Raw genomic sequence first — 23,385 nt, forward strand, 5'->3', positions numbered from 1 at the left:
TTCGTCTACCTGACGGGAAGAACTACGAGAGTCCGACTACTTGAGTGCAATTACATGATTGCTGAGCCGCTCAAATCCATCTTCCGTGATCAGGTAATTATGCTCAATCCTCATGCCACCGATACCTTCCACATAGACACCAGGCTCTAGAGTCACCACGTCACCGGCCAAAAGAGTATCGATGCTCTCCGGCACGAGAATCGGTGCTTCCGGATGCCCCAGTCCCAGGCCATGTCCGGCGTGATGCTGGAAGTTTTCCTTATATCCAGCATCCCAGATTGGGGCTGCCGTTGCGGCATGCACATCAGCACATTTGGTTCCCGCTTTGAGAGTCGACTCCCCACCCTGCATAGCAGCTTGACAGAGACCAAACAGTTTTTCCTGCTCCGCACTCGGTTCGCCAACCGCAATCGTATTGGTAAAATCGCTGCGATATCCGTGAATCACGACCGAATAATCGAGAACGAACAGATCACCGTTGCCCAGAACATGACCGGAAGGTAGTCCGCCTGCCTTGGGGATCTCAAGCGTTGAAGCCCGGAAGTCACCATAAATAATCACTGGCAAACCTGCGGCCTGCAGTACTGCGGCTTGTACTTTGCGGAAAATATCGAACTCACTCTTACCAGCCTCGACAATTTCCCGGGCACAGGCGTGACCTGCGTCACAGGCTTGCATGCACTGTTTCAGCAATGCAATTTCGTCATCGTGCTTCTGACGGCGCAACTGACGCAGCACGCTACCCAATTCAAGTATGGCATCGGTCTGAGTAATTTCCAATTCCTGCAGTGCCCCAACCGGCAGCCATTCAGCTTCGATGGCACCAGAACGTCCTTTTAATTGCGGGACGACTGACGCAAGTGCTTTAAACAGGGCGTGATCTCGATTTTTGACTGAATGTTTGTGGTCGTACCAGGTTTCAACGGCCTCGTGATCTACATAGAACTCGGCAGCTGCAGACCGGAGTGTGAAATTATCTCCGATCAGGGTAACGCCTTTTTCCCGATCCAGCAGTAACAGAGCCCGTTCGCCCCGAGAGAAACTGCAGGGTTGCACCAGAAAATTCGAGAGATACAAGACGTGACGTGGATCTGCAACCAGAATCCATTCCAGATGATCGGGAACAGCATCCCACAATCGTTTCTGTCGCGCCTGACATCCTTCTTTTGTCAACATAACGATATAGCCCTTCAGACAGATTTAGTTTTCAGCGTTTTTTTCAAATCGGCTTCTTTATTCGTAACCGTTTGCAACCAGCCAGCGTTCCGCATCCAAGGCTGCCATACACCCACTACCAGCCGCGGTGATTGCCTGCTTGTAGTTGTCATCGGCCACATCACCGGCAGCGAACACGCCATCCACGTTAGTATTCGTGCGGAAGGGAACCTGCCACTGGATAAAGCCCTTGTCATTCAGGTCGATTTGACCTTTCAGAAAATTGACATTCGGCGTGTGCCCGATGGCTGCGAAGTAGCCGGTGGCTTCCAGCTCTTCGGTCTGACTCTCATCGACGGTGCTGCGAATCCGCACGCCGGTCACGCCCTGTTCGTCGTTCCCCAGAACTTCGTCGATGACCGAGTTCCATTTGACTTCGATCTTTTCATTCGCGAGTGCCCGGTCTGCCATGATTTTACTGGCCCGGAATTCATCACGGCGATGTATGATGTAGACTTTCGAGGCGAACTTGGTCAGGTAAGAAGCTTCTTCCATTGCACTGTCACCGCCGCCGACCACCACGAGAGGATGATTGCGGAAGCGGGGCATCGCTCCATCGCAGACAGCACAGGCGGAAACGCCCATGTTCTTAAAACGATTCTCTGAGTCCAGACCCAGGTAATTAGCCCGGGCACCTGTAGCGATAATTACCGCCAAGGCTTCTACGGGTTCTCCATTAGACGGGGTTACTTTGTAAGGATGAGAAGAGAGGTCGACGTCAACCACATCATCTGTGACAACCTTGGTACCAAAGTTTTTGGCTTGTTGCCGCATCAGTTCCATTAGTTCTGGACCGCTCACTCCATGACCAGTGTGGGGAGCCATGTATTTGCGTTTCGATTCCTCAATGGAATCATTCAGGTAAGACTCCAGATTACCCGCAGGAAACCCTGGATAATTCTCGACTTCGGTTGTTAAAGCCAACTGACCGAGGGGAAGTGTTCCCTGTAAACGGTTTTCTTCAGTCACTGCTCCTTCGAAGCACAATGGCTCGAGATTGGCACGAGATGTATAAATGCAGGCTGCCCAGGCAGCGGGCCCTGATCCGATCACGACAACTTTTTCTGGCACGATTGATATCCTCCTGAGATGCATTCTTCTTGACTGATGAGTTTGAGACAAACCTACAGTACATGAATCTGCCAGTGGAATGGAATTGGTAAATACAGCCAGCATACGAACCTGGCGTGTGTCACAATCCTACTGAAGTTGGGGCAGGAATTCCAGAAGCCGGGAGGACCGGTTTAGGTGCTGAGACGGAAAAGAGGAAACAAAAAAAGGTGCTCCAAAACACCGAAGTGAATGGAGCACCTTTTCTGTGCTGAATGGAGCAAGTGCGGGCCAACGCTTGCCACCATCGCTGCCATAAGTACATTGCACAAGCTGTACCACTCAATATTTTTCCCTCATTTTTATCCCTAAGATCCTGATATATAGTCTTTTAGAGTTTTAAATAATTTTTAGCCGTTTTGAGGCCATTCCTGAATCCGTTGCATAATGCAACATTAGTTGCAAAATCAAACAGTGCAAAATGCAACACACGCTGCTGCGGGGCACTTTTCCAAGATTTGGCGATCGGAGTCTTGCTATTCCGGAGCTGGTTTTCATATTGTGAACCACAAACTGACCTGATCGGTCTAGAATCATATAAGTAAATGACTTATCTCCTGGCCAGGTTGCCGGGACCGCTACATGTATCAAGGAGAGTACCGTGTCGAATGCGTCGCCAGCACGGCCGAAAAAGTTTACCGTCCCCCGTTTCATCGCCGCCAAACAGAAACAACAGAAAATTACGATGCTGACAGCCTACGATTATCTGTCCGCAAAAATTCTGGATGAAGCAGGATTAGACTGCCTCCTGGTAGGAGACACTTTAGGAATGGTCGTGCAGGGCAAGAGCACAACACTGCCCGTGACCGTCGATCAGATGATCTATCATGGTGAAATGGTGGTCCGAGCCGTTCAGCGGGCTATGGTGATCGTCGATATGCCTTTCATGTCGTTCCACGTTTCTCCCGCTCAGGCATTGGAGAATGCCGGCCGGATTCTTAAAGAGACCGGTGCTGACGCCGTCAAACTTGAAGGGGGCGTGAACCAGGCTAAAACGATTGAAGCGATTGCCGCCGCAGATATCCCTGTGATGGCTCACCTGGGACTGAAACCTCAATCAGTACGTGCCCTGGGAGGTATGGGGAAAATTCAACGGGACGAAGACCAGTTGATTGCTGATGCCCTGGCAGCAGAACGCGCAGGAGCGTTTGGGATTCTACTCGAAATGATTACGGCTCCCATTGCCAAACGCATCACAGAAACCGTCACAGTTCCCACCATCGGTATCGGATCCGGAGCAGGTTGCGACGGACAGGTGCTTGTCACTCCGGATATGCTGGGTATGAATGCCGAATTTCACCCGAGATTCCTCAAAAAATACGCGGATCTGGCATCAGATATCACGACAGCAGTGCAGGCTTATGCCAGTGAGGTTCGGGAAGGCACCTTCCCGGATGAATCACACAGCCATATCTGATATTTTTTAATCCATTTATTTAGTGGATTTAGCGGGTAAAACTTTTACCCGCTTTCCCAAAAGATTGTCGATCCCGAGCACGAACATGACCCAGAGAGCTGAAAAAGCTTCTTTCATATTAATTTTGGAACTGCCATACCGACGCTCTTCGAACGTGAAGGGAACTTCCTGAAAGGTACAGCCAACCCTGCGGCAGCGGTAAAGAATTTCTTCCTGAAATGCATATCCTTTAGCACGCAGCAGTTTAAAATCGATCTCAGCCAGTTTCGGAACGCGGTAACAGCGAAAACTGCCGCTGCAATCACGTGATTTCAAGCGTAGTAGCAGTCGAGCATACCAGTTGATGGCACCACTCATGAAATAACGCTTCGGCCCCCAACCCTCGATTTTTCCTCCGGGCACATACCGAGAGCCGATTGCTACATCTGCCTGTTCAGTTGCAGCCACGAGATCAGGCATAAATCGAGGAGGATGGCTGAAGTCGGCATCGAGATTCAGTACCAGATCATAGTGGTTTTCAATTGCATACTGAAAACCGGCAATCGTAGCAGTTCCCAGGCCCAGTTTGCCGCTGCGGTGAATCGAATGAATTCGCGAATCCATCTTCTTGAGCGATTTGACATAATCGCCTGTGCCATCCGGTGAGTTATCATCGATCACCAGAATGGCAGCATAGGGGAGATATTGATGAATCTCCGGAATCAACTGTTCCAGATTTTCCTTCTCATTGTAAGTACATAATGTCACCAGCAGGCGCGGAGTAGCAGATTCATTCATCGGTTTCAGAAGCCCAGCATTCAATCAGTCAAATCATTGGGGGGGAATCAGCAACGGTGTTTGTTGACTTGTAGCAGGCTCAGGAGCAGGAATCAACGGCGCACCCGGGGTATCTTCTGCCCGGGGAAGGGGAGGTAACCCAAGATTGTTGATCTCAGGAAGGGGTTTGGGTGCAGTTGTTTTGTTTTCAGACTCTTTGCGAGCGGGTTGCTGCTTTACAGCCGGAGGGGGCGGTAGCGTTCCAGATATAGGAGCCGAACGCCTTGGTCCCAGAGGTTGAGTCCGGCGTTGAGGCTCAGATTTCTTCGATTCAAATGCCGGGGGCCGCGTATTTGCCGGATTGACGATGTGACCACCGGAAGCTTGATTCTTCTGCGGGACCACCTGCTGACCGGCCTGCTGAACCTTAGGATCCAGAAAAGCGAGGAAGTGATCCCCCCGTCCAGCCAGTCGGGCTGCAGTCTCAAAAACATCATGTGCCTGTTCGGCCTGACCATTGAAATGCAATACAACGCCAAATACGAATAAGCGTTCCGGATCGCGAATATCTTCCTTTACCCAGTCCGCAACCTGGTGAACCAGGGAATCTCTGGCAATTGCGTTATCGGGACCAAAAAGTTCACTCAGGCTTTCTCCAGTCACAGGCCATGAGGGATCCAGAGCCAGGCCCTGCTTAAATTCATAGGCTGCTCGATCATACTGTTTCAGTGCCACCAGCGCAAAACCCTTTTTGAAATGCGGAGTGGCCAGATCTTTTGCCAATGAGGCAGCAAATTTGTAGCGTTCGTAAGCTCTACGATAATCCAGCTTCTGAAAGTACTCATCTCCCTTAACCTGATTACGGAGGCTCAGTTCTCGCGCATGCCGCGTGGAAGGGACGATATATTTTTGAATCTTGCGTGAGGGCTCGGGTAAATAGTCTGGATCATTCCACCGTTGAAGATCCTGTTGTAGTGCGTTATTGAGAGGCTGATTACTGACAGTTTCCGGATTGGTTAATGGCAGCGTCCCTGGAACATTACTGTAGGGATAGACCGTCGGCGGTGAAAATCCCTGACCGGGCAGGATCGGATACATACCGTTTAAGGAGTACCCATTGGAAAACAGCACAGGATTGCCAGCCACAAATGCATCAGTGCTGTAGTAACCGAAGCGGTTGTAAAAGTAAGGTCCCCAGGGATTTCCATAGTAAGTATTCCCGGGAAAAGCGAAATTGAAATGGACGCTACCATTATTCCCGCTGACCGACCAGCCGGGGCTGGCCCAGTTCCGGCCGTAATATCGAGGATAAGAATGGCTGTGACCGTGATGAGAATGATGATGCCCGTGCGCACCATGGTGTCGATTTTGCGCCCAGCCAGGAATGGCAAAACCTGAAAGCAGACAGGCCGCGCTCAATATGAGAAAGTATCGCATGCATTCTCTCCTGTGGCCCAGAAATAACGAGATGTCTTCATTATGGTTCCCCGTTTGCGGAAAAGCAAGAACGGTTCAATCACTATAAACGAAAGCCTCTGACAGAAAACTACCTCTGAAATCAGAACATGAGCCAGGGTCATAACTCATCAATGCGGGAGAATATCTTTTTCACGCACAATTCACACTGTAGAGGCAAACGAATCAGCAGGCAGACTGGAAAAATCAGTTGCGACCGGAGTCATCAGACCTGATCGATAAATTCACTCACAAACCAGGCTGGCTGGTTAAGTTTTAACGCTGAATTTTCGAGCAGCCTCGAGAGTCACCTGGTGCAAACCCTTCAATAAAAACAGCTCCCGGGAACAGGTCTCTCCGCACATTAGGCATAGCCGAAACGGTCAACTTCAACTTCTCTTCTAGCACACAGGCCTCCCAGTTTAACACTTTATAAGGGTAGTTCACCCGGATTTCACAGCATAAAACTACCCTAGATTATCCAACCGTTACGACGCACATAATCGTGTGTAAAAATGACGTAACCTTTTTATCTGATAATGACTTGAGACATTCAAGCGGTAATTACAGCACGCCGATAGATTGTACCAGTCGCAATGAGAATTCATATCTGAATGATCAAAACAAACAATTCGGATGTGAATCAGGACGGTGCTGGAGAGCATCGCCCGCAATCGAAATTACTAGAAGTTTATCGTAAGGGTATCTGACCTCGGAACGATGCCCTGAGAATCAAGCCAGCGCGAGTTGAAGATTTCAACTTGGACCAATAGGAACAAACCAAAATTCGCGCCGTAACCACTGTGATGTGACACAAGAGGCACATCAATCTGTCTATGATGGTCAGAAAACGACCCAAGAAGGAGACGCTGTTCTATGAAATGGATTAGTCTGTTCAGTGCATTTGTTGTGGCATTGGGGATGAATGCCGTTGCACAAGCAGATCTTTTTGACCTTTCGCTTAATTGCGGGGCTGCAAAGAGCTGTGAATGTGCCTCGACCTGTCAACCAGAATGCTGTAAACCCACTATTACCAAACCTTGTGAGCCTAACGTTTATACTTATCAGCGTCAGTGCTCTAACATTAAACCGCCTTGCTGCTGTGAATCTGCTCCAACCTGCTGCAAACCGCTTCGCAAGAAGCTGCGTGGCTGGTTCAAACGGAACTGCTGCAGCACCGATTCCTGCACTCAGGATAACTGCTGTGCACCAGCTCCCAAAGCATGTGCCGCACCAGCCCCTAAGGCTTGCTGTGCTCCTGCTCCTCAAGCATGTGCCGCTCCGGCCCCAAAAGCCTGCTGTGCTCCTGCTCCCAAAGCATGTGCCGCACCGGCTCCACAAGCCTGCTGTGCTCCTGCTCCTAAAGCATGTGCCGCACCGGCTCCTAAGGCTTGCTGTGCTCCAGCTCCCAAAAGCTGCTGCCCCGCTCCTAAGACCTGTGCTGCTCCGGCTGCAGATTCCTGCTGCAACGAACAGCCTTGCTGCAACGCTGATCCTTGCGAAATCGCTGAACTGATCTACCAGTCTCAGACTGCTTGCTACGCTAAACACCGTCGCAAAGCTATCCACAAACTGGGCGATAAGTTCCGCTGTGACTGCAACCCGGAAATCATGTGTGCCTTCATCTACGCTCTGAACGACGCTGACGAACGCGTTCGTGCTAAAGCTGCTGATGAAATCGGTGACCAGCTCCGCAAAAACTGCTGCTGCTGCTCTCCTGAGCTGACAGCTGCTCTGACCTGTGCTCTGGGTGACTGCGACAAGAAAGTTGTTCGCGAAGCTATCCAGGCTCTGGAACTTTGCGGATACGAAGTTGTTGAAGGTTGCTGCGAACAGCCTTGCTGCGACAATGGATGTGCTCCTGCCGGATGTGCTCCTTCTGCAGCTCCTGCTGCTCCTGCTCCAACTTCTGATCCTAAGGCTTACTTCCCAAGCCGTCTGCAGGATCAGCAGAAGCAGACTCGCCGCCTGAGCGGTAACAGCCTGTCAAACCTGTTCGGTCTGATTGACTAGTCTTCAATCAACCGGTCAGCTTGACCGATCTGAAAAACGAAAACGGCTCCTCTGGATTCAGGGGAGTCGTTTTTTTGTGTTTATAACCTGAATTCCTGTATTGAAACCTGGCCATTCTGGACAGTATAATCCAAAATACAATGATTGATTGCCTTAAAGACCTGAAGCAAATAGACTTAATTTATCGTTCGTATTCTATGACCTGATTTGTTAGGATACTTCTAAGAATCAGGATAACAATCAGAAGTCACGAACTGATGTCGGGCTTGAGCGATTGGAAATACCCACCAAACATGCGACTCAAAATATGGGTTGCATCCTGCCAACTATATCCTGCTGAAGACTACTGTCCGAGAGTAAAGAAACTTACCATGACCCTGTAAGTCACTCGTTGTCTGATTCCGGGAGCACTCCGATTCCTCGGACGGCTGATCTGAATCGACGATCCAGATTTGAAGGTTCACACCAATGCGACGTCGTAAATTCCTCAAATACTGCAGCGGTATCCTGGGATCTGTCTACGCCACCATTCTGGCGGTTCCCGCACTGGGCTTCCTGTTTTCAACACTGAAACGGGGCCGAAAGACTGAACAGACTTACCAGCTGTCCCGTCTGGACGATCTGGAACCCGGGGTGCCTCAGCGGTTCACTATTGTCGATCAGCGAGTTGATGCCTGGACGAAATACCCTTCCGGCCCGATCGGATCAGTCTGGATTACTAAGAGTCAAGATGGAAAAGTAACTGCATTCTCTTCGACCTGCCCCCACCTGGGTTGCGTGGTCGACTATGTGCCCGGCGACGAAGAATTCTTTTGTCCCTGCCATGCTGCTACATTCCAGACTGATGGTGCCGTAGTCAGTGGACCTGCCCCCCGCGGTATGGACGAATTGAAGACCTCGATAAAAAAAATTCGAGGCGAGCAGTGGGTTGAGGTCGAGTACCAGAAATTCGAAGCAGGAATCTCGGAAAAAGTTTCCATTGGCTGATTCAATACCATTAAGTTTTCACACTGCGACCATATCACCTGGATGAATTAATCTGTGTCCCTGGGGAGAGATTTCCGTGCTGTCAGAAAAAACAAAACAGTGGATCGATGAACGAACCGGATACAAGAATTTTTTCCATGCGATCTTCTTATTAAACTTTCCGACCAAACGACGCTCTCGCTGGCAGTTTATCTGGGGAGGAGCTCTGGTATTAATGATGCTGGTGGAAATCATCACCGGCGCACTTATGATGACCGTTTACAGCCCCTCTGAAGCCTCGGCCTGGGGAAGTGTGCATTATATGGAAACCCAGGTAGACCTGGGCTGGTTTGTCCGCGGATTACATCACTACACCGCTCATATGATGATTGTCGCGATCATCATCCATATATTCCTGGTGATTATCTCAGCTGGCTACCGTAAACCCAAAGAGTTCATCTACTGGACCAGCCTGCTGATTGGTGGGGTGATTATCGGTCTGACGATTACCGGGAACGCGCTTCCCTGGGACCAGAAAGGGTATTGGTCATATCAGATTGAAACCGGGATCGCCGGCACGATGCCGGTCATCGGTTCGACTTTGCGTTCTCTGGTAGTAGGCGGAAGTGAATTCGGCAATCTGACCCTGACTCGGCTTTACACTATTCATGTGATGGCACTGCCTGTTATTGCGATCATGCTGTTCGTATTTCACATGGCGTTGATCCGCCGCGAACGCCTGCGAACCGCTAAAGTAAAAGAAGCAAACGATGATCCTAATGTGGATTTTGAACTGGATGAAGACGATCCCGTCAAAGACGAGATTACGCAACCTTACTGGCCTTACCAGACGACTCGTACCCTGGTTCTGACTCTCATCCTGGTTGGAATCGTGATTCTGCAGATCGTTGCCTATCCTGCATTGAAAAACAAGCATCTGGACGTTGGCATCGGAGACTGGCAAGCAGATCTACCCGCCAGTGAAATTAAGCTTGAGGCTCCAGCAGACAGCGCAATCCCTTATATTGCACGTCCTGAATGGTTTGTTCGTTTTCTGTTCGAGTTACGACATATGGTTCCTAAGGAACTGGAAGTTCTCGTTACCGCAGTACTTCCGGGTGTGATCCTGGCGATTCTGGTTCTGGTTCCCTTCTATGAAAAAGTCTTCGGCGAGCGATGGGGGCAAAGACTGGCGATCGTGGTTTATGTCGGTGGTCTCCTGATTATTTCCGGTATCAGCTGGTACGGAATCCAGGCAGAACGCAGTGCACCGGATTATGAACTCAACCGATCACAGGAACTTGCATACGCAGCACGTGCTTCCTGGCTGGCCAGCAAAAATGGGGTTCCACCGGAAGGGCCTGCGTCTCTGCTGCGAAATGACCCCAAATCGATGGGGCCGATAATCTTTGCCCGGCACTGTGGTATCTGCCATACCTGGAACGGACATGACGGAACCGGGCATAACATCATGGAAATGAAGGATGGTAAAAAAGTCATCGCCACACCTCGTGCCTCTGATCTGGCTGGGTTCGCAACCACAAAATGGTTAACCGAATTTCTGCTGGATCCACGCTCTCCCAAATTCTTCGGGCACCTGGCTACCGTTAAGGGAGGGGATGCGATTCTGAATGGCGACATGAGCGACTGGGCAGACAGCTATGTCGGGCCGGAAGGGATCCTTACGAAAGAGGATGTTGAAGCGGTCGCAGCTCTCGTCGCGCGGGAAGCGAAACGACGTGACTACGTGAAACCTTCTCAAGAAGTTATTCAGCGAGGCATTTCCGTCTTTAGTGGGGTCGACTTTAAAGATAAGTCAGGTAAAGTCATAGAATTCTATGGCTACTGTGCTCAGTGTCACGCTATGAAGGCTGGCGATCCCAACGAAGAGGGTGGGGGAGCCGCACCAGACTTCAACGGCTATGGTTCTGAAAAGTGGCTGATTGACTTTATCCGTAAACCCGGAGCCGAGCATTTTTACGGCGAGAAAAATATCATGCCTTCCTTTGAAGAGTCCAAAATCTCAGAGCATGATATTAAACTGCTCGTCAAGTGGATGCGTGGCGAATGGCAGCGTCCGACAGAGGAAAAATAATAGAGACGCTCTCCCGCTTATTGTTGCCTGTTGTTTCCTGAGCGCGGAACGAGAATCGCATCTGATCTCTCAAAACCAGATGACTGCTTTCGTAAGCGTTTCAGGGCCGCACAGAGGACTGGATCAGCGGTTCTGGTAAACTCCTCGGAGGCTGCCTTTACGGCTAAGTCAGGTTGAATGCCAACAGTATCAAAGGATTTCCCGCTCGCATCCTGGGGAACCCAGCGGGGCAGGTTGACGATGATTTCCGCTCCCACATCCAACTGGCGGGGATTGCCGCTGGAGCCTGCTGTCCGGTCTCCCATCGTGGTAACATGCGGACAGGCCGCCAGCATCAATACAAAGGCCTCGGCGGAACTCATCGTTCGTTCTCCCTGCAACACGATTACGGGCCCCCGGTAATACCAGTTCTGATCGGGTGCGAAGATCCGCTTCTGCAGCGCCCCCAGATCGGTGGTACCGACCGGAATGGTTCGCGCTGACACCAGGCTCATTACCAAAACGGAACAGACCAGACGGAACGTCCAACGCCGGCAGGCGGTTACAGAATGAATCACAGTACCTCTTCTCAGACGAGAAAGGATTCCTGTTTAATGAACCAGGTGCCTGCACAGCGGGACGACCGCCGCTGATCCGTTATTTTGACTCGAGTGACTCAGGTAATTTCACTTGAGAATGGCCCGAGAGATAGGCAATCAAATCGGCTATCTGCTGTTCGCTCAGCTTATCCAATTGCCCCTCCGGCATCAGCGAGAGATTCGACTGACTCATCTCTTCGATCTGGCGGCGGTCCAGTACCATCAACTCTGTCTGTGTTTGCAATGTGAGCTGCTGATCAGTCTTGCGAACGACATTCCCATTCAATACCCGACCGTCTTCCAGGGCGACCACCACCATCTCGTATCCCTTGGGAATCAGAGCAGAGGGGTCTACCATGTTTTCGAGCAGATAATCCATATTGGTCCGGTTAGAGCCTGTTAGATCAGGTCCAATGTTACCTCCGCTACCGAAGAGACGATGGCATTTTGCACAAGTCTTCTCATAAAGTGTCCGCCCCTTCACACGATCCGCGTGCTGCAGACGCTCTGCCGTGAGAAGAGTTTTATAACCTTCAATCTGGGCTCGTTTTTTCTCAGGAGTTTCCCGAGTCAGTCCCCAGACCTGATTCAGTTTTGCCACTACCGCTTTGTCTTTAAAGTTGCGTAACTGACGCACATGAAATGCGGAGACATCTTCCTGGGGAACCTGTTTCTTGTCGATGGCAGCCAGGAGCAGTAGTACGTATTCCTTCCGACTGCAAAGCGTATCCATCAGAGCCAGACGCCCCTGATGTTTAATGTTGCGGTAACGACCCAGCATGCGTTCTACAGTTTTGGGATCATAGAAACGTGAGAGCCCCCGAAATGCCAGCACCTGCAATTCGGTCGTGTATGCAGCCTGCTGTATCACAGGCAGTAGATCTTTATCCTGAGAATTATTTAACAGGGATTCCAAAGCCTGATAGCGGCTCTTCATCGGCTGATCTTGATCCATCGCAATTTTCTTTAGTACTTCCATCGTCTGGCCATCACCAAAGACAACCGACAATCCGGTAACCAGTTCTCGCAGTTCTTTTGAATCCGTTTTCTTAGCCTGTTGTTTCAGCGCATTCCAGTTGCCAGGTGTTTCTGCCTTGAGGCGGCCTTCCAGTGCTGCCTGCATCCCGGTTAACAGGTCCTGTTTGACTTCAATGTCTTTCGTGTCAATCACCTGCTGAACCAGATTCTTGACATACTGAGGATGCTGATCAATGTCTTCGGTCAGCCTGCGGGCTACAAGTTGACGGACCAACGGACGAGTTGCGTGTTCCAAATAATGCAGCGCTGCGTCGCTGTCAGCCATTACAGCCGGTTCAATTCCGTACCAGAGCATCAGTGTAAAGTTTCGATCCTCTGTATCCTGGTGATGGGCATCCAGGGCTGATGCAATCTCCCAGCGATCAGACGCAGGCAGCGACTGTAGTGCAGAAGCCAGATAGAGCCGCACCAAGCCTGATTTTTCATCCTTCGCCAGTCGGGCAAATTCCTTCACAGCTGAAGCAGGTACCTGATCGTCATCGACCAGATATCGAATGGCCCAGATCCGCACGTGTTCGTTCGGATCCTGCAACTGTTTGGTTAGCCAGGCATCATTCACCTGATTCATACAAAAGAGAGTCCACATGGCACGCAAACGACGGGAGACATCTCTGTTGGTCTCAAAGATTTTCAATAGTTCGGCCTTGGCCTGGTTCCAGTTTTCCGATTCACCGGCACGCTCCATCAGAATGCGACGCGCATGGCGTACATACCAGTCGTTGGGATGCAGTTGCAGCTTAACCAGCTCGCTGTCGGAAAGTTTGTTGAGATCGATTTTTCCAGGAAAAGTCGGTTTCCCATAACTGACTTTATAAATACGCCCGCTGGTACGATGTACGCCATCATGGTCATGACATTCTCCCAGATCGGCCCAGTCCGTGAGGTAGACTGCACCATCCGGACCGTACTTCAATTCGATGCCACGAAACCAGTCTGAACCAGTTAACAGGAAATCAGGACGATGCGTCCCCCTGTAACCTGAACCTTCACGAACCAGCGCATCATTATTGACACGATGCCCATGTGTATTACACATGAAGATCGAGTTTCGATATTTGGACGGCCAGTTATCACCCAGGTAGATCATGCCGCCGCAGTGACTGTGCCCCCCCCCCAGTTGACCGTGAACCCCCGATGTATCACGTGAATCGGTCCACTTTCCAGAGGAGCTGTCCCAGTGATCATGATCGGCGCACTTCGTCATCAGTTCATACACGTAGGGGTTGGGATCGCTACCATGACCGGACATGCGAATATAGTGTGACCCGGGAATCATATGCCAGAGATGGCCGTTGACGTTGTTGGTAAAAAACATCTGGCCGTATTCATCATAGTCAAATCCCCAGGGATTGGTGGTACCGGAGCTGACTTCTTCGACAATCTTGCGATGAGGATGATATCGCCAGATCCCACAGTGGATCAGTGTTCGCCGGGAAGGTTCCGTTTCGGGAGTCCCAACCAACGATGAATCAGTAATACCGTGCCGACCGTAGAGCCAGCCGTCCGGTCCCCAGGTCAGTCCGCTGACAATATTGTGACGGACAGTTTTATAGTTCCAGCCTTCGAGTAGCACCTGCGGTTCACCATCGGGCACGTCATCGTGATTTTTATCTTCTATGTAAAGCAATTCACCACGGCACAAAGCCCAGGCGCCGTTAGATCCGACTGATACGCTGGTCAACGGCCCCTGTCCCTGCCAGAACACCTTCCGCTGATCCATCTGGCCATCACCGTCAGTATCTTCCAGAATGACAATTCGATCCTGATATTGATCCTGATAGACCCCATGGGCTTCATAGGTGAAACACTCCGCCACCCAGAGACGCCCCCGGTCATCGATGGCAAAGCCGATAGGCTGATGCACATCAGGTTCACTGGCAAACAGATCTACTTTAAAACCTTCAGGGACAGTCATATTTTTGACTGTCTGTTCGGCAGAAGTCGCCTGATCCTTGGGATCCTGAGTATTTTCTATTTTGAAGTCATCAGCTTTGAGCAGAGACTGAGAGCCCAGGAGCAGGGCAGAGACCAGGAAAATGAAACAATGGGGGCGTAGATCGAATAAGCGCATCGATAATCCTTATTAACTTCATGTCAGTGAGCATAGACAGTTAAAAATATGATTATCAATGCTATAGCAGGCTGGAAGCAAGAGCAATCAAATCGGGTTTCAGATCCCCGATTCTGTCAGAAAATCAGACTCGCGAATTTTCGCTTGTTTCAAACATCTCGCGAAATTTACCGAGCACCTTTGTAACCGCGGAAGAGAGGGGGCCATTCAGCATGGCACCAGAAGCCTGACGATGCCCACCACCGCCGAAGGATTCGGCAATCTTTGAGACATCCCAGTCAGTGCGACAGCGAAAACTGACTTTTACCTGTCGACTCCGTTGCTCCACTGCAATGAATGCTGCCTGCGTCCCGGCTAAGGTCAGACAGTAGTTAACCAGCCCTTCAGTGTCCACGGGAGTCGTCCCTGTGGCACTGAAATCTTCGCAGGTCACTACGGTGTAGGCCAGCAGTCCGTCAAAATCAGACTGGACTTTTCCCAGCACACGGCCCATCAGTTTTAATTGAGGCAGGTTGTTTTGTTCGTACAGATTTTCATAGATCCGATGCGGTTCTGCACCGGCCCGGATCAGTTCGCTGATAATCTGCATTGTGTAGGCAGTTGTGGAAGGGAATCTGAACCAGCCTGTGTCTGTGGCGATTGCAGCATAGAGAAATGTGGCGATTTCCGGGGTCAATTTACAGTTCAATGCCTGCCCCAGATCAAAAATCAGACAGCCGGTCGCGGGAGAGGTCACATCTTTGAACTCATCTGCCCCCAGAGAATCAGAGCTGACGTGATGGTCAATGATGACTTTTCGGGACTTTGTTTTACGATAAAAGTTCGCCAGTCCCGGTAATTGTGACCAGGCACTTGTATCCAGAATAATATGGATCTCTGCCCACTCGAAATCTTCGGTGGCGACCCCATCGCCGACATGGCGAATTTCATGATCTCCCACCAGAAAATCCATCCCCTTCGGTTGAACCGAAGGATTGATGATACGAACCTCTTTTCCTAATTGCCTGAGGAAACCGGCAAGGGCCAGTTCTGAGCCGAGTGCATCCGCATCAGGACGAACATGACACGAGAGGAGCACTTTCTGATGCGCACCGATCAGTTCACAGAGGGGGCTCCAGTCAATCTTGCTCATTCATGATTCCTGATCTAGTTGTTTGTTCCTGCTAATTACCTGAACTGACACCAGCTCAGCATCTGAACATCATAGAAGATTATTCCAGGCCCTTCCATTCAGTGGCCTGCTTTTTTGCTGATTCAACATCAATCGACAATTGTGTTTTGAGCGCCTCAACATCAGCAAAAGTTTGGACGTCTCTCAGTTTGTGTAGAAATTCTACTCGCAACCCCTGATCGTAAATCTCTCCTGTAAAACCAATCAAATGGACTTCGACTTTCGCGTCCTGGTTTTGAAAAGTTGGATTGCCTCCCAGATTGATTGCAGCGGGGAAACGTTTTCCCTCTGTGATGGCAAATCCACTGTAGACACCTTCCCCCGGAATTAATGTCGGCACTCCCGAAAGATTCGCGGTAGGAAAACCAAGCCCCCGTCCTCGGGCATCCCCATGACCGACTGTCCCCTTAATCTGATAGAGTCGCCCCAGCATCTCTGCTGCCAGGTCTACTTGTCCCGTCTGGATCGCTTTGCGAATTTCCGAAGAAGAAATCATCCGCTCAGCGCACATGCTGGGTTCAACAACCTTGAAAAACATACCCGCTTCTTCACAGAGAGCCTCCAGCAGCGTCACATCTCCTGCACGATCTTTACCAAAATAAAAGTTGGGACCTTCCACGAGCCCTCGAGCATTCAGTTGATCACACAGAATCTGCTGAAAAAACTCCTGTGGACTCAAATTCAGCAGTTCCCGGCTGGTGGGGTAGGCGATGACACAATCTACGCCCAGTTGTTCCAGAATCGCGGCACGTTCTTCAATTCCCATCAGTTCGGGAGGGGCGTGTTCGGGGCGGAGCAGGTGAATGGGATGGGGATCAAATGTGAAGACCATCGCCGGCAACTCCCTCTGGCGGGCATGATCGACCAGAGTCTGAATCATCTTCTGATGACCCCGGTGGACGCCATCAAAATTCCCGATTGAGATCATTCCGCCCCGACAGGCATCGAAACCTTCTGTACCACGTATTAACACCGCTGAACCCAATATTTATTTGTCTTTATTTAGTAATTCGCCTGGAGCGGGACAGATCGTCGGAAGTACCCCTTGAATCGACACGAATTCAGAAAATGTAGAGCGATAAGTACCATCTGCTCCCAAATATTGCTACTATTATGCGTAGGAAAGGTGTTTCCTCGCTCTCCCCGATCTGCGCCAGGTCTGGTTCCACATCTCTGGACCAACCTGCATCCGGAGGGTGCTCACCTGTTTTTTCAAGCATGCTTTTGGTATCTCAAAACTCGAGATGATACCATCCAGTAACAGATTCACTTTATTAAATAACTGGAGATAACGAAATGGATCAAAGCCCCATCAATCGTAGAGATTTCCTGAAAACCTCAGGAACCACCGCCGTCGCCGCCAGTGCGATTGCCGGACTGGCCACAGCCCCCGCCCTGGGAGCTGGAAACAGTAACGAAGCTATTCGCATCGGATTTATCGGCCCCGGTGGACGCGGTTTTGGTGCTCACGTCAAGAAACTCGTCCAGTTGAAAAAAGATGGAAAAAACATCGAGCTGGTTGCTGTCGCCGATGTCTATTCCGAACACCGTGACCGGACTGCCAACTACATCAAAAAAGAACTCGGCAACGATGTCGCGAAATACACTGACTACCGCGACATGATTGAGAAGGAAAAGCTGGATGCCGTCGCGATCGGAACTCCCGACCACTGGCATGCCAAGCAGACCATCGATTCCATGAATGCCGGCTTGAACGTTTACTGCGAAAAGCCGATGACGAAAAAGGTCGAAGAAGCCCTGGCAGTCGTTGATGCCTGGAAAAAAACCGGCAAAATCATGCAGGTTGGTGTGCAGTCTACCAGCCTCCCCGTCTGGGATGATGTTCGGGCTCGTCTGCAGGATGGCCAGTTAGGTAAGGTGCTCCAGTTCCAGACAGAATATTTCCGGAACTCTTCCATGGGACAGTGGCGTTACTACGCACTGAAAAAAGAAATGAACCCCACCAACATCGACTGGAAACTCTGGTTGGGTGTTGATGACGGTCTGGCCGAGTATCAGCCGTTCGACCGCGCTGTCTATGCACAGTGGCGTCGCTTCTGGCCATTTGGTTCCGGGATGTACACCGACCTCTTCGTTCATCGAACCACTTCCATGCTGAAAGCTACCGGACTCCGGTACCCCGGACGCGTCGTTGGTGCAGGGGGGCTGTATCTGGAATACGATGGTCGTGACGTACCCGATGTCGCTACTGTTGCTGCCGACTTTAATGAAGGTGTGCAGGGATTGATCAACGCCACCATGTGTAACCAGGAAACCCGGATCAAACAGATCATCCGCGGACATAATGGTTCCTTCGTATTTGGCAACGGAGAAGGTTTTGATGGGTACGACTTCATCCCTGAACGACCTCAGGTCACCCGAGACAGCTCGCTGAAGCAGCAGCGGATTGACGTTGCTCAGATCAAAGACACGACCTACGCTCACTTCAAAAACTGGATTGAAGCGATGGAAGCCAATGATCAGAGCAAGTGTAACAACCCACCTGATCTGGGTGCAGCTGCGATCGCCGTAGTGAACCTGGGCTCCAACAGCTACCGAAACGGTAAGGTTTACCACTTCGATGGCGAGACAGGTCAGATTTCAGATGGAGACGGCAGTTGGGCCAAGAAATGGGAAGCCATGTCCGAAGCGCGGCAGAAACCCAAGCACATCCCCGGCTGGAAAGCAGGAGATAAGGGTAGCGTTCTGGAAGAGCCCAGCTACATGGCCTTGGCAGGCCCCTGGATCGACGGAAAGCCCCCGAAGAACAATCCCAATAATAATGCCGGTTAACACTCCGGTTTTATTTTCTTAAATCCCGCGTTCCCTACTCGGAACGCGGGATTTTTTTTACACTGAGATTAAGAGTTAACCGACCTCAGACTTTGTATTCCTACTGACCAGACTGGAAATCAAGATGAAACAAATTACCTCTCAACTTGTCTGCTGTCTGTTTCTGATCATTTTCACTCAGTTGAATATTTCTGCCGCTGAGAAGAAAGGTTTCACCTGGAAAGATCACCCGGATCAGAAAGTAGCGGACCTGTACTATAACGGACAACCAGTGCTGCAGTATGTCTACCCTTTTGATAAATCTACCCCGGAAACATTTCACGACACTTATAAAGTCTTTCACCATGTTTACGGTCCCCAAAGTGGAGCGGTGATTACCAAGGGCCCCGGTGGGAAGTACACACATCATCGTGGATTATATGTCGGCTGGAATAAAACCAGCTTTGATGGCAAAACACTCGACTTCTGGCACTGTAAAAACGGAGCCCATCTACGTCATGACAAGTTCATCTCGATGCAGGGCGGCCCCGATGCGGGGACAATGACTGCGGAGATCCACTGGGAGGATGGCGACGGGAAGCCCGTGATTATTGAAACACGCAAAGTAACGGTTACCCCGATCAAGGTTTCCAGCTCTGAAGCACCAGCCTGGCAGATCGACTGGCAAACTATCTTACAAAGTAAACGCGGCGAAATTACTCTCGACGGTGATCGTCAACATGCCGGTTTCCAGTACCGTGCCGCCCAGCCAGTAGCCGAGTCCAATAATGCGACCTATGTTCGCCCCGAGGGATCGCCTCAGCAACCGGCTCCCTACCAGGTCTCAGACCGAACCGATCCCGACAAGCATGTGAATCTGGGCTGGCTTGCCATGTCATATGATATTGACGGCAAGCATTACAATGTGGAGTACATGGAAGATCCGAATGTACCGAAACCATCGCGATATTCCGAGCGCCCCTATGGTCGCTTTGGTGCCTTTTTCGATACAAAAATTGATGAAAGACATCCGCTTAAGATGAACTATCGATTGATTGTGAGTGAAGGGAAGACTCCTTCCCAGTCCGAGGTTCAGAAACGTTACGACCAGTTTGTCTCCTCGTTGAAGAAACAGGACTCCTGATGAGTAAACCGACAGTTGCAATCATTGGTGCCAGCACAGACCGCCAGAAATATGGAAACAAATCGGTCCGCGCACATTTGAGCCAGGGATACGAAGTTTATCCTATCCATCCCAGTGCAAATGAAATAGAAGGTTTGACCGCCTATCCCAGCCTGCAGGATGTACCTGCGGAGAATCTGGACCGAATCAGTGTCTATGTGCCACCTTCCGTTGGAATCCAGCTGCTGGAAGAAATCCAACAGAGAGGAGCTAAAGAGGTCTGGTTTAATCCGGGAAGCGAAAGCCCTGATCTGCTGGAGCGGGTACGGGAACTTGGATTGAATGTGATTCAGGCATGTAGCATCATCGCCATCGGTGAGTCCCCTGCGGATCATGCTGACTAAAGCGATCTCAAAATCGCGATTGAGCCTCGCAACTGGTTCGTATAGAATGAGATCAGGCACGCTGCAAAGCGGTCTGAATTGATTAACCCTCACTCGGTACGCAATGAAGCATCGATCATGAAAAAATGTAAAGTCTGTAACAAGCCGGCTGTCTATCACCTGACTGAGATTCAGAATGGTGAGGCACAGGCGCTGCATTTCTGTGAAGAACATTTTCAGGAATATATCAGTGGGCAGACATCGCAGGACGAATGGGAACCTCAGGATGATGCGACTCTGATTGAACTGAGTTCTCAGGAACTGCAGTTAGATGAAGAGATGGAATGTCCCAATTGCGGAATCACATTTCAGGAATTTCGCAGTGAAGGACGACTCGGCTGCCCGCATGACTACATCGCCTTTCGAGAACCATTGATTCAATTACTAGAAAACATCCACGGAGAGTGCGTGCACATTGGTAAATTCCCAAAGCGAGCACCTACTTCCAGTCAGCAGCAGTACAATTTAATCAAACTCCGGCGTGAGTTGACAGCGGCGATTGCAGAAGAAAATTACGAAGCGGCCGCCTCGCTACGAGACGAAATTTCCAAGCTGGAGCAGGAAGAACAGGAACAGTCGGAATCGGACACCTCTGCCGAGTAAGCCCTCAGCCCCTGTTTTGATGACTGAAATACTATAAATCTGGCTGAAACCCCGTAAAGTCACACTTTTTTCAGTCGGTCGATTTGTGTCTCCTCCTTGAAATCGTTAGTATTCCTGCAGATTCGTAATTCAACCGGGGATGTGGTGGAATTGGCAGACACGCTAGATTTAGGATCTAGTGCCGCAAGGCGTGCAGGTTCAAGTCCTGTCATCCCCACTCAAAAGCACTGATGCTCACTGCATCGGTGCTTTTTTTTATTGCGTCGACTCCAGAATTCGCACTACTTGCGCATAGGTGTCGACTTCGATCAAATCGCCATCATGGATCGTTTTCGTGGCTCTGCCTGTGCCGATGAGCGTCGGCTTTTTGAGTTCGCGTGCCAGAATCGCTGCATGACAGGCGATGCCGCCATCATCGGTGACAATGGCGCCGCAGGTTTTCATGAGCGGAAGCAGGGCAGGGTTGGACTGGATCGAAACCAGCACTTCATCAGCCTGAACCGTAAAACCTTGAGAATCCAGACTCAGAACCACCCGAGCCCGACCGCGAAAGATTCCCGGCCAGGCGGTCTGCCCGGTCAACTCATTAGAATTTCCCACAGGCAGATTCTGTCGCTGTTTCGCGAGACGAGTCAACAGATAACCAGTCTGGGAAACCAGATGAAAGCTCTCCTGTCCATCAAGCAACTGAAAGATGTAGCGTTCTCCGGAATCGACCGACTGCAGGCGCGTTTCCAGCAGTTCCCTGGTAACGAGCCCCTGTTTCAGTTCGCTCCATAACACCAGATCACAGGCGCGATCTGGCTGTGAAAACCACAGCCTTTCAGCGGTCTGTTTCGCCAGCGGTTGTAGCAGTTTTCTTTCAATCACCGGATAGAGAGAATGAGAACGAATCTGCTCCGCCAGAGAACGGACTTCAGAATCATCAATCTGATGTAACTCAATATATGTCAGTAACCAGGCTGGAAAAACAGTTGTATGCTGGGCAACATCGGCGAAAAAATCTTCCAGTTCTGCCAGATTGGCGAACCCACTCACTCCCTGTTCAATCACGGCCGAGCCCTGTGCATATATTCCCAGTCCGTAACGCAGGATACGAATGATTTCGTCTCGATCATTTTGGAATAGATATCCAATTCGTTCGAGGAACTCATCAGCCGATTTTTGAGAACTAAACAGATTCATCATACCCGTTTCGTCTTGTATCAGCAGTGCTTCATTGAGATGCGTCCCCAACGTATGATCCGCATGCCGGGCATCCATCCAGTAGGGGAGAATCGAAGCAGCCAGCAGGAAAAACGGGCGTCTTACACAAAAATGCCATTCCAGACTTTGATCAAACAGACTTTGATCATACTCAGCAGCCAGCGTGGTGATGGGACGTGCCTGAAGGATCTGGAAGTTCCCATTCTCAATGGCCCATTCCGTGTCGATGGGATGTCCGTAATGATCATGCAGCCGTGCCAGGATCCCGGCATATTCCGTAACCTGTGAGGTACTGATTTTAGGCTGGCTGCCTCGACCATCCAGTTCCTGCCAGACGGGCTTCGTATTTCCATCCCCCAGCCAGAGGGCCTCCTTCTGCTCACCAATCAGCGACTCCAGTATCTGAAAAGACTCACGCTCTACGATGAATTGATCTGGAACAATCCGTCCTGAAACAATCGCCTCCCCCAATCCCAGACAGGCCTCGATTAATTGGATATCCGGTTCCTGAGTTACCGGGTGGACAGAAAAACCAATGCCCGAAATTTCGCTGGCCACCATCTGCTGTACGACAACCGCCACCGCGATCTCCCCTGAGGCATAACCGTGAGTCGCTCCATAGGCAAGAGCAGATTCGCTGAAGAGAGAGAGCCAGCAGTCCCGAATCCGTTTCGTAATTTCGTCTGGGGACACATCCAGCCAGGTTTCCAGTTGGCCGGCCCAGGCACTTGTAGCGCTGTCCTCGCAGGTGGCGCTGGAGCGTACGGAAACACGTTTTAGCTGCATTTCATCAGTTGCCTGCCTGACAGCCACTTCGAGTGGTTCGGGAAAACAGACTTCCTCGAGACAGCTCTGAATTTCGGCGCGCGCCAGGGGCAGGGGCAGTTGATTCGCATTTAGTCTCTGGATGACATCAATCACAGCACGTTTGGGCTCCCCCTGAAAAAAATATTCTCGAAATGCACAACTGGAGACCACAAAGCCCGGAGGAACCGGGGCCTTAGCCTGAATCAGTTCTCCCAGGGATGCCCCTTTGCCTCCGGCTTCCGCCACATGGGTCGCATTGATTTCGGATAGTCGATAGATCAGCTGTGGCATTGCTCTGGTTCTCCTGGATCAGATCATTTTTCAGACCAAAGCTTACCGAGTTCTCTACTGCCAAGAAATACTATTCATTTACACATATCTCAAAATAATAAAATCCTCATTTCCTGCTGATTTTCAGCAACTGACTATAGAGAGTGATCTGTACTTCAAATCCATTTCTACTTATGGTTCCCCCCCTGGACTTGAACTCCCTGGCTGGGATTTGATGCGCCTAACTACGCATCGCAAGTCTGCCTTACCTTAAAC

At 50.5% G+C, this 23,385-nt stretch carries 18 protein-coding genes and 1 tRNA gene; 9 read left to right on the top strand and 10 right to left on the bottom strand.

Going from position 1 to position 23,385, the window contains the following annotated elements:
• Positions 1 to 36 precede the first annotated feature (36 nt).
• Positions 37 to 1,176, bottom strand: coding sequence for a M24 family metallopeptidase (locus RID21_RS01910; RefSeq protein ID WP_350186925.1), 1,140 nt, complete (start codon positions 1,174 to 1,176; stop codon positions 37 to 39).
• A gap of 57 nt (positions 1,177 to 1,233) precedes the next feature.
• Positions 1,234 to 2,286, bottom strand: coding sequence for an FAD-dependent oxidoreductase (locus tag RID21_RS01915; protein ID WP_350186926.1), 1,053 nt, complete (start codon positions 2,284 to 2,286; stop codon positions 1,234 to 1,236).
• A 640-nt stretch (positions 2,287 to 2,926) separates the two neighbouring features.
• On the opposite strand from RID21_RS01915, the gene panB reads away from it, so the two are divergent.
• On the top strand, positions 2,927 to 3,742 hold the full coding sequence (panB, locus tag RID21_RS01920) for a 3-methyl-2-oxobutanoate hydroxymethyltransferase (protein ID WP_350186927.1): 816 nt from the start codon (positions 2,927 to 2,929) through the stop codon (positions 3,740 to 3,742).
• A gap of 15 nt (positions 3,743 to 3,757) precedes the next feature.
• On the opposite strand, the gene RID21_RS01925 is transcribed toward panB, so the two are convergent.
• From RID21_RS01925 to RID21_RS01935, 3 genes are all read right to left on the bottom strand, one after another.
• Positions 3,758 to 4,519, bottom strand: a complete 762-nt coding sequence (locus RID21_RS01925) for a polyprenol monophosphomannose synthase (protein ID WP_350186928.1) — start codon at positions 4,517 to 4,519, stop codon at positions 3,758 to 3,760.
• A gap of 33 nt (positions 4,520 to 4,552) precedes the next feature.
• Complete coding sequence (locus RID21_RS01930; protein ID WP_350186929.1) at positions 4,553 to 5,935, bottom strand: tetratricopeptide repeat protein; 1,383 nt, start codon at positions 5,933 to 5,935, stop codon at positions 4,553 to 4,555.
• Between the two features lie 1,283 nt (positions 5,936 to 7,218).
• Positions 7,219 to 7,440, bottom strand: coding sequence for a hypothetical protein (locus tag RID21_RS01935; RefSeq protein WP_187782284.1), 222 nt, complete (start codon positions 7,438 to 7,440; stop codon positions 7,219 to 7,221).
• A gap of 85 nt (positions 7,441 to 7,525) precedes the next feature.
• On the opposite strand from RID21_RS01935, the gene RID21_RS01940 reads away from it, so the two are divergent.
• The 3 genes from RID21_RS01940 to RID21_RS01950 all read left to right on the top strand — a co-directional run bounded on the left by RID21_RS01940 (position 7,526) and on the right by RID21_RS01950 (position 11,027).
• On the top strand, positions 7,526 to 7,966 hold the full coding sequence (locus tag RID21_RS01940; protein ID WP_232102274.1) for a HEAT repeat domain-containing protein: 441 nt from the start codon (positions 7,526 to 7,528) through the stop codon (positions 7,964 to 7,966).
• A 468-nt stretch (positions 7,967 to 8,434) separates the two neighbouring features.
• Positions 8,435 to 8,953 (top strand): QcrA and Rieske domain-containing protein, encoded by a 519-nt coding sequence (locus RID21_RS01945; RefSeq protein WP_145040068.1) that lies wholly within the window; start codon positions 8,435 to 8,437, stop codon positions 8,951 to 8,953.
• A gap of 76 nt (positions 8,954 to 9,029) precedes the next feature.
• Positions 9,030 to 11,027: a cytochrome b N-terminal domain-containing protein gene (locus RID21_RS01950; RefSeq protein ID WP_350186930.1), complete on the top strand. Its 1,998-nt coding sequence runs from the start codon at positions 9,030 to 9,032 to the stop codon at positions 11,025 to 11,027.
• Positions 11,028 to 11,044: 17 nt separating this feature from the next.
• Here the strand turns inward: RID21_RS01950 and RID21_RS01955 are convergent, their stop codons facing one another.
• The 4 genes from RID21_RS01955 to RID21_RS01970 all read right to left on the bottom strand — a co-directional run bounded on the left by RID21_RS01955 (position 11,045) and on the right by RID21_RS01970 (position 16,813).
• Positions 11,045 to 11,512: a S41 family peptidase gene (locus RID21_RS01955; RefSeq protein WP_350186931.1), complete on the bottom strand. Its 468-nt coding sequence runs from the start codon at positions 11,510 to 11,512 to the stop codon at positions 11,045 to 11,047.
• A 151-nt stretch (positions 11,513 to 11,663) separates the two neighbouring features.
• On the bottom strand, positions 11,664 to 14,714 hold the full coding sequence (locus RID21_RS01960) for a PVC-type heme-binding CxxCH protein (RefSeq protein ID WP_350186932.1): 3,051 nt from the start codon (positions 14,712 to 14,714) through the stop codon (positions 11,664 to 11,666).
• Positions 14,715 to 14,838: 124 nt separating this feature from the next.
• Positions 14,839 to 15,846, bottom strand: coding sequence for a DHH family phosphoesterase (locus RID21_RS01965; protein ID WP_350186933.1), 1,008 nt, complete (start codon positions 15,844 to 15,846; stop codon positions 14,839 to 14,841).
• Between the two features lie 79 nt (positions 15,847 to 15,925).
• Positions 15,926 to 16,813, bottom strand: a complete 888-nt coding sequence (locus tag RID21_RS01970; protein ID WP_350187286.1) for a bifunctional riboflavin kinase/FAD synthetase — start codon at positions 16,811 to 16,813, stop codon at positions 15,926 to 15,928.
• A gap of 368 nt (positions 16,814 to 17,181) precedes the next feature.
• Between RID21_RS01970 and RID21_RS01975 the strand changes: the two genes are divergently transcribed.
• From RID21_RS01975 to RID21_RS01995, 5 genes are all read left to right on the top strand, one after another.
• Positions 17,182 to 18,678, top strand: coding sequence for a Gfo/Idh/MocA family oxidoreductase (locus tag RID21_RS01975; protein WP_350186934.1), 1,497 nt, complete (start codon positions 17,182 to 17,184; stop codon positions 18,676 to 18,678).
• 124 nt (positions 18,679 to 18,802) lie between these two features.
• Positions 18,803 to 19,801, top strand: a complete 999-nt coding sequence (locus RID21_RS01980) for a DUF6807 family protein (protein WP_350186935.1) — start codon at positions 18,803 to 18,805, stop codon at positions 19,799 to 19,801.
• Positions 19,801 to 20,184 (top strand): CoA-binding protein, encoded by a 384-nt coding sequence (locus tag RID21_RS01985; protein WP_350186936.1) that lies wholly within the window; start codon positions 19,801 to 19,803, stop codon positions 20,182 to 20,184. Before RID21_RS01980 ends, RID21_RS01985 begins: the two co-directional genes overlap by 1 nt.
• A 117-nt stretch (positions 20,185 to 20,301) precedes the next feature.
• Entirely contained in the window at positions 20,302 to 20,826 is a 525-nt protein-coding gene (locus tag RID21_RS01990) for a UvrB/UvrC motif-containing protein (protein WP_155362764.1), read from the top strand.
• 135 nt (positions 20,827 to 20,961) lie between these two features.
• A tRNA-Leu gene (locus tag RID21_RS01995) sits at positions 20,962 to 21,043 on the top strand.
• Positions 21,044 to 21,081: 38 nt separating this feature from the next.
• On the opposite strand, the gene RID21_RS02000 is transcribed toward RID21_RS01995, so the two are convergent.
• Positions 21,082 to 23,130 carry a PEP/pyruvate-binding domain-containing protein gene (locus RID21_RS02000; RefSeq protein ID WP_350186937.1) on the bottom strand — a complete coding sequence of 683 codons (2,049 nt, stop codon included), beginning with the start codon at positions 23,128 to 23,130 and terminating at the stop codon, positions 21,082 to 21,084.
• Positions 23,131 to 23,385 lie beyond the last annotated feature (255 nt).

This window comes from Gimesia sp. (genome assembly GCF_040219335.1).
In the GTDB taxonomy this organism is placed as follows: domain Bacteria; phylum Planctomycetota; class Planctomycetia; order Planctomycetales; family Planctomycetaceae; genus Gimesia.

Excerpts from the sequence above, each read along its gene's own strand:
- RID21_RS01910 (WP_350186925.1), bottom strand. The coding sequence starts at position 1,176 with ATGTTGACAAAAGAAGGATGTCAGGCGCGACAGAAACGATTGTGGGAT.
- RID21_RS01925 (WP_350186928.1), bottom strand. The coding sequence starts at position 4,519 with ATGAATGAATCTGCTACTCCGCGCCTGCTGGTGACATTATGTACTTAC.
- RID21_RS01930 (WP_350186929.1), bottom strand. The coding sequence starts at position 5,935 with ATGCGATACTTTCTCATATTGAGCGCGGCCTGTCTGCTTTCAGGTTTT.
- RID21_RS01945 (WP_145040068.1), top strand. The coding sequence starts at position 8,435 with ATGCGACGTCGTAAATTCCTCAAATACTGCAGCGGTATCCTGGGATCT.
- RID21_RS01960 (WP_350186932.1), bottom strand. The coding sequence starts at position 14,714 with ATGCGCTTATTCGATCTACGCCCCCATTGTTTCATTTTCCTGGTCTCT.
- RID21_RS01965 (WP_350186933.1), bottom strand. The coding sequence starts at position 15,846 with ATGAGCAAGATTGACTGGAGCCCCCTCTGTGAACTGATCGGTGCGCAT.
- RID21_RS01970 (WP_350187286.1), bottom strand. The coding sequence starts at position 16,813 with ATGATCTCAATCGGGAATTTTGATGGCGTCCACCGGGGTCATCAGAAG.
- RID21_RS01975 (WP_350186934.1), top strand. The coding sequence starts at position 17,182 with ATGGATCAAAGCCCCATCAATCGTAGAGATTTCCTGAAAACCTCAGGA.
- RID21_RS01980 (WP_350186935.1), top strand. The coding sequence starts at position 18,803 with ATGAAACAAATTACCTCTCAACTTGTCTGCTGTCTGTTTCTGATCATT.
- RID21_RS01985 (WP_350186936.1), top strand. The coding sequence starts at position 19,801 with ATGAGTAAACCGACAGTTGCAATCATTGGTGCCAGCACAGACCGCCAG.
- RID21_RS01990 (WP_155362764.1), top strand. The coding sequence starts at position 20,302 with ATGAAAAAATGTAAAGTCTGTAACAAGCCGGCTGTCTATCACCTGACT.
- RID21_RS02000 (WP_350186937.1), bottom strand. The coding sequence starts at position 23,130 with ATGCCACAGCTGATCTATCGACTATCCGAAATCAATGCGACCCATGTG.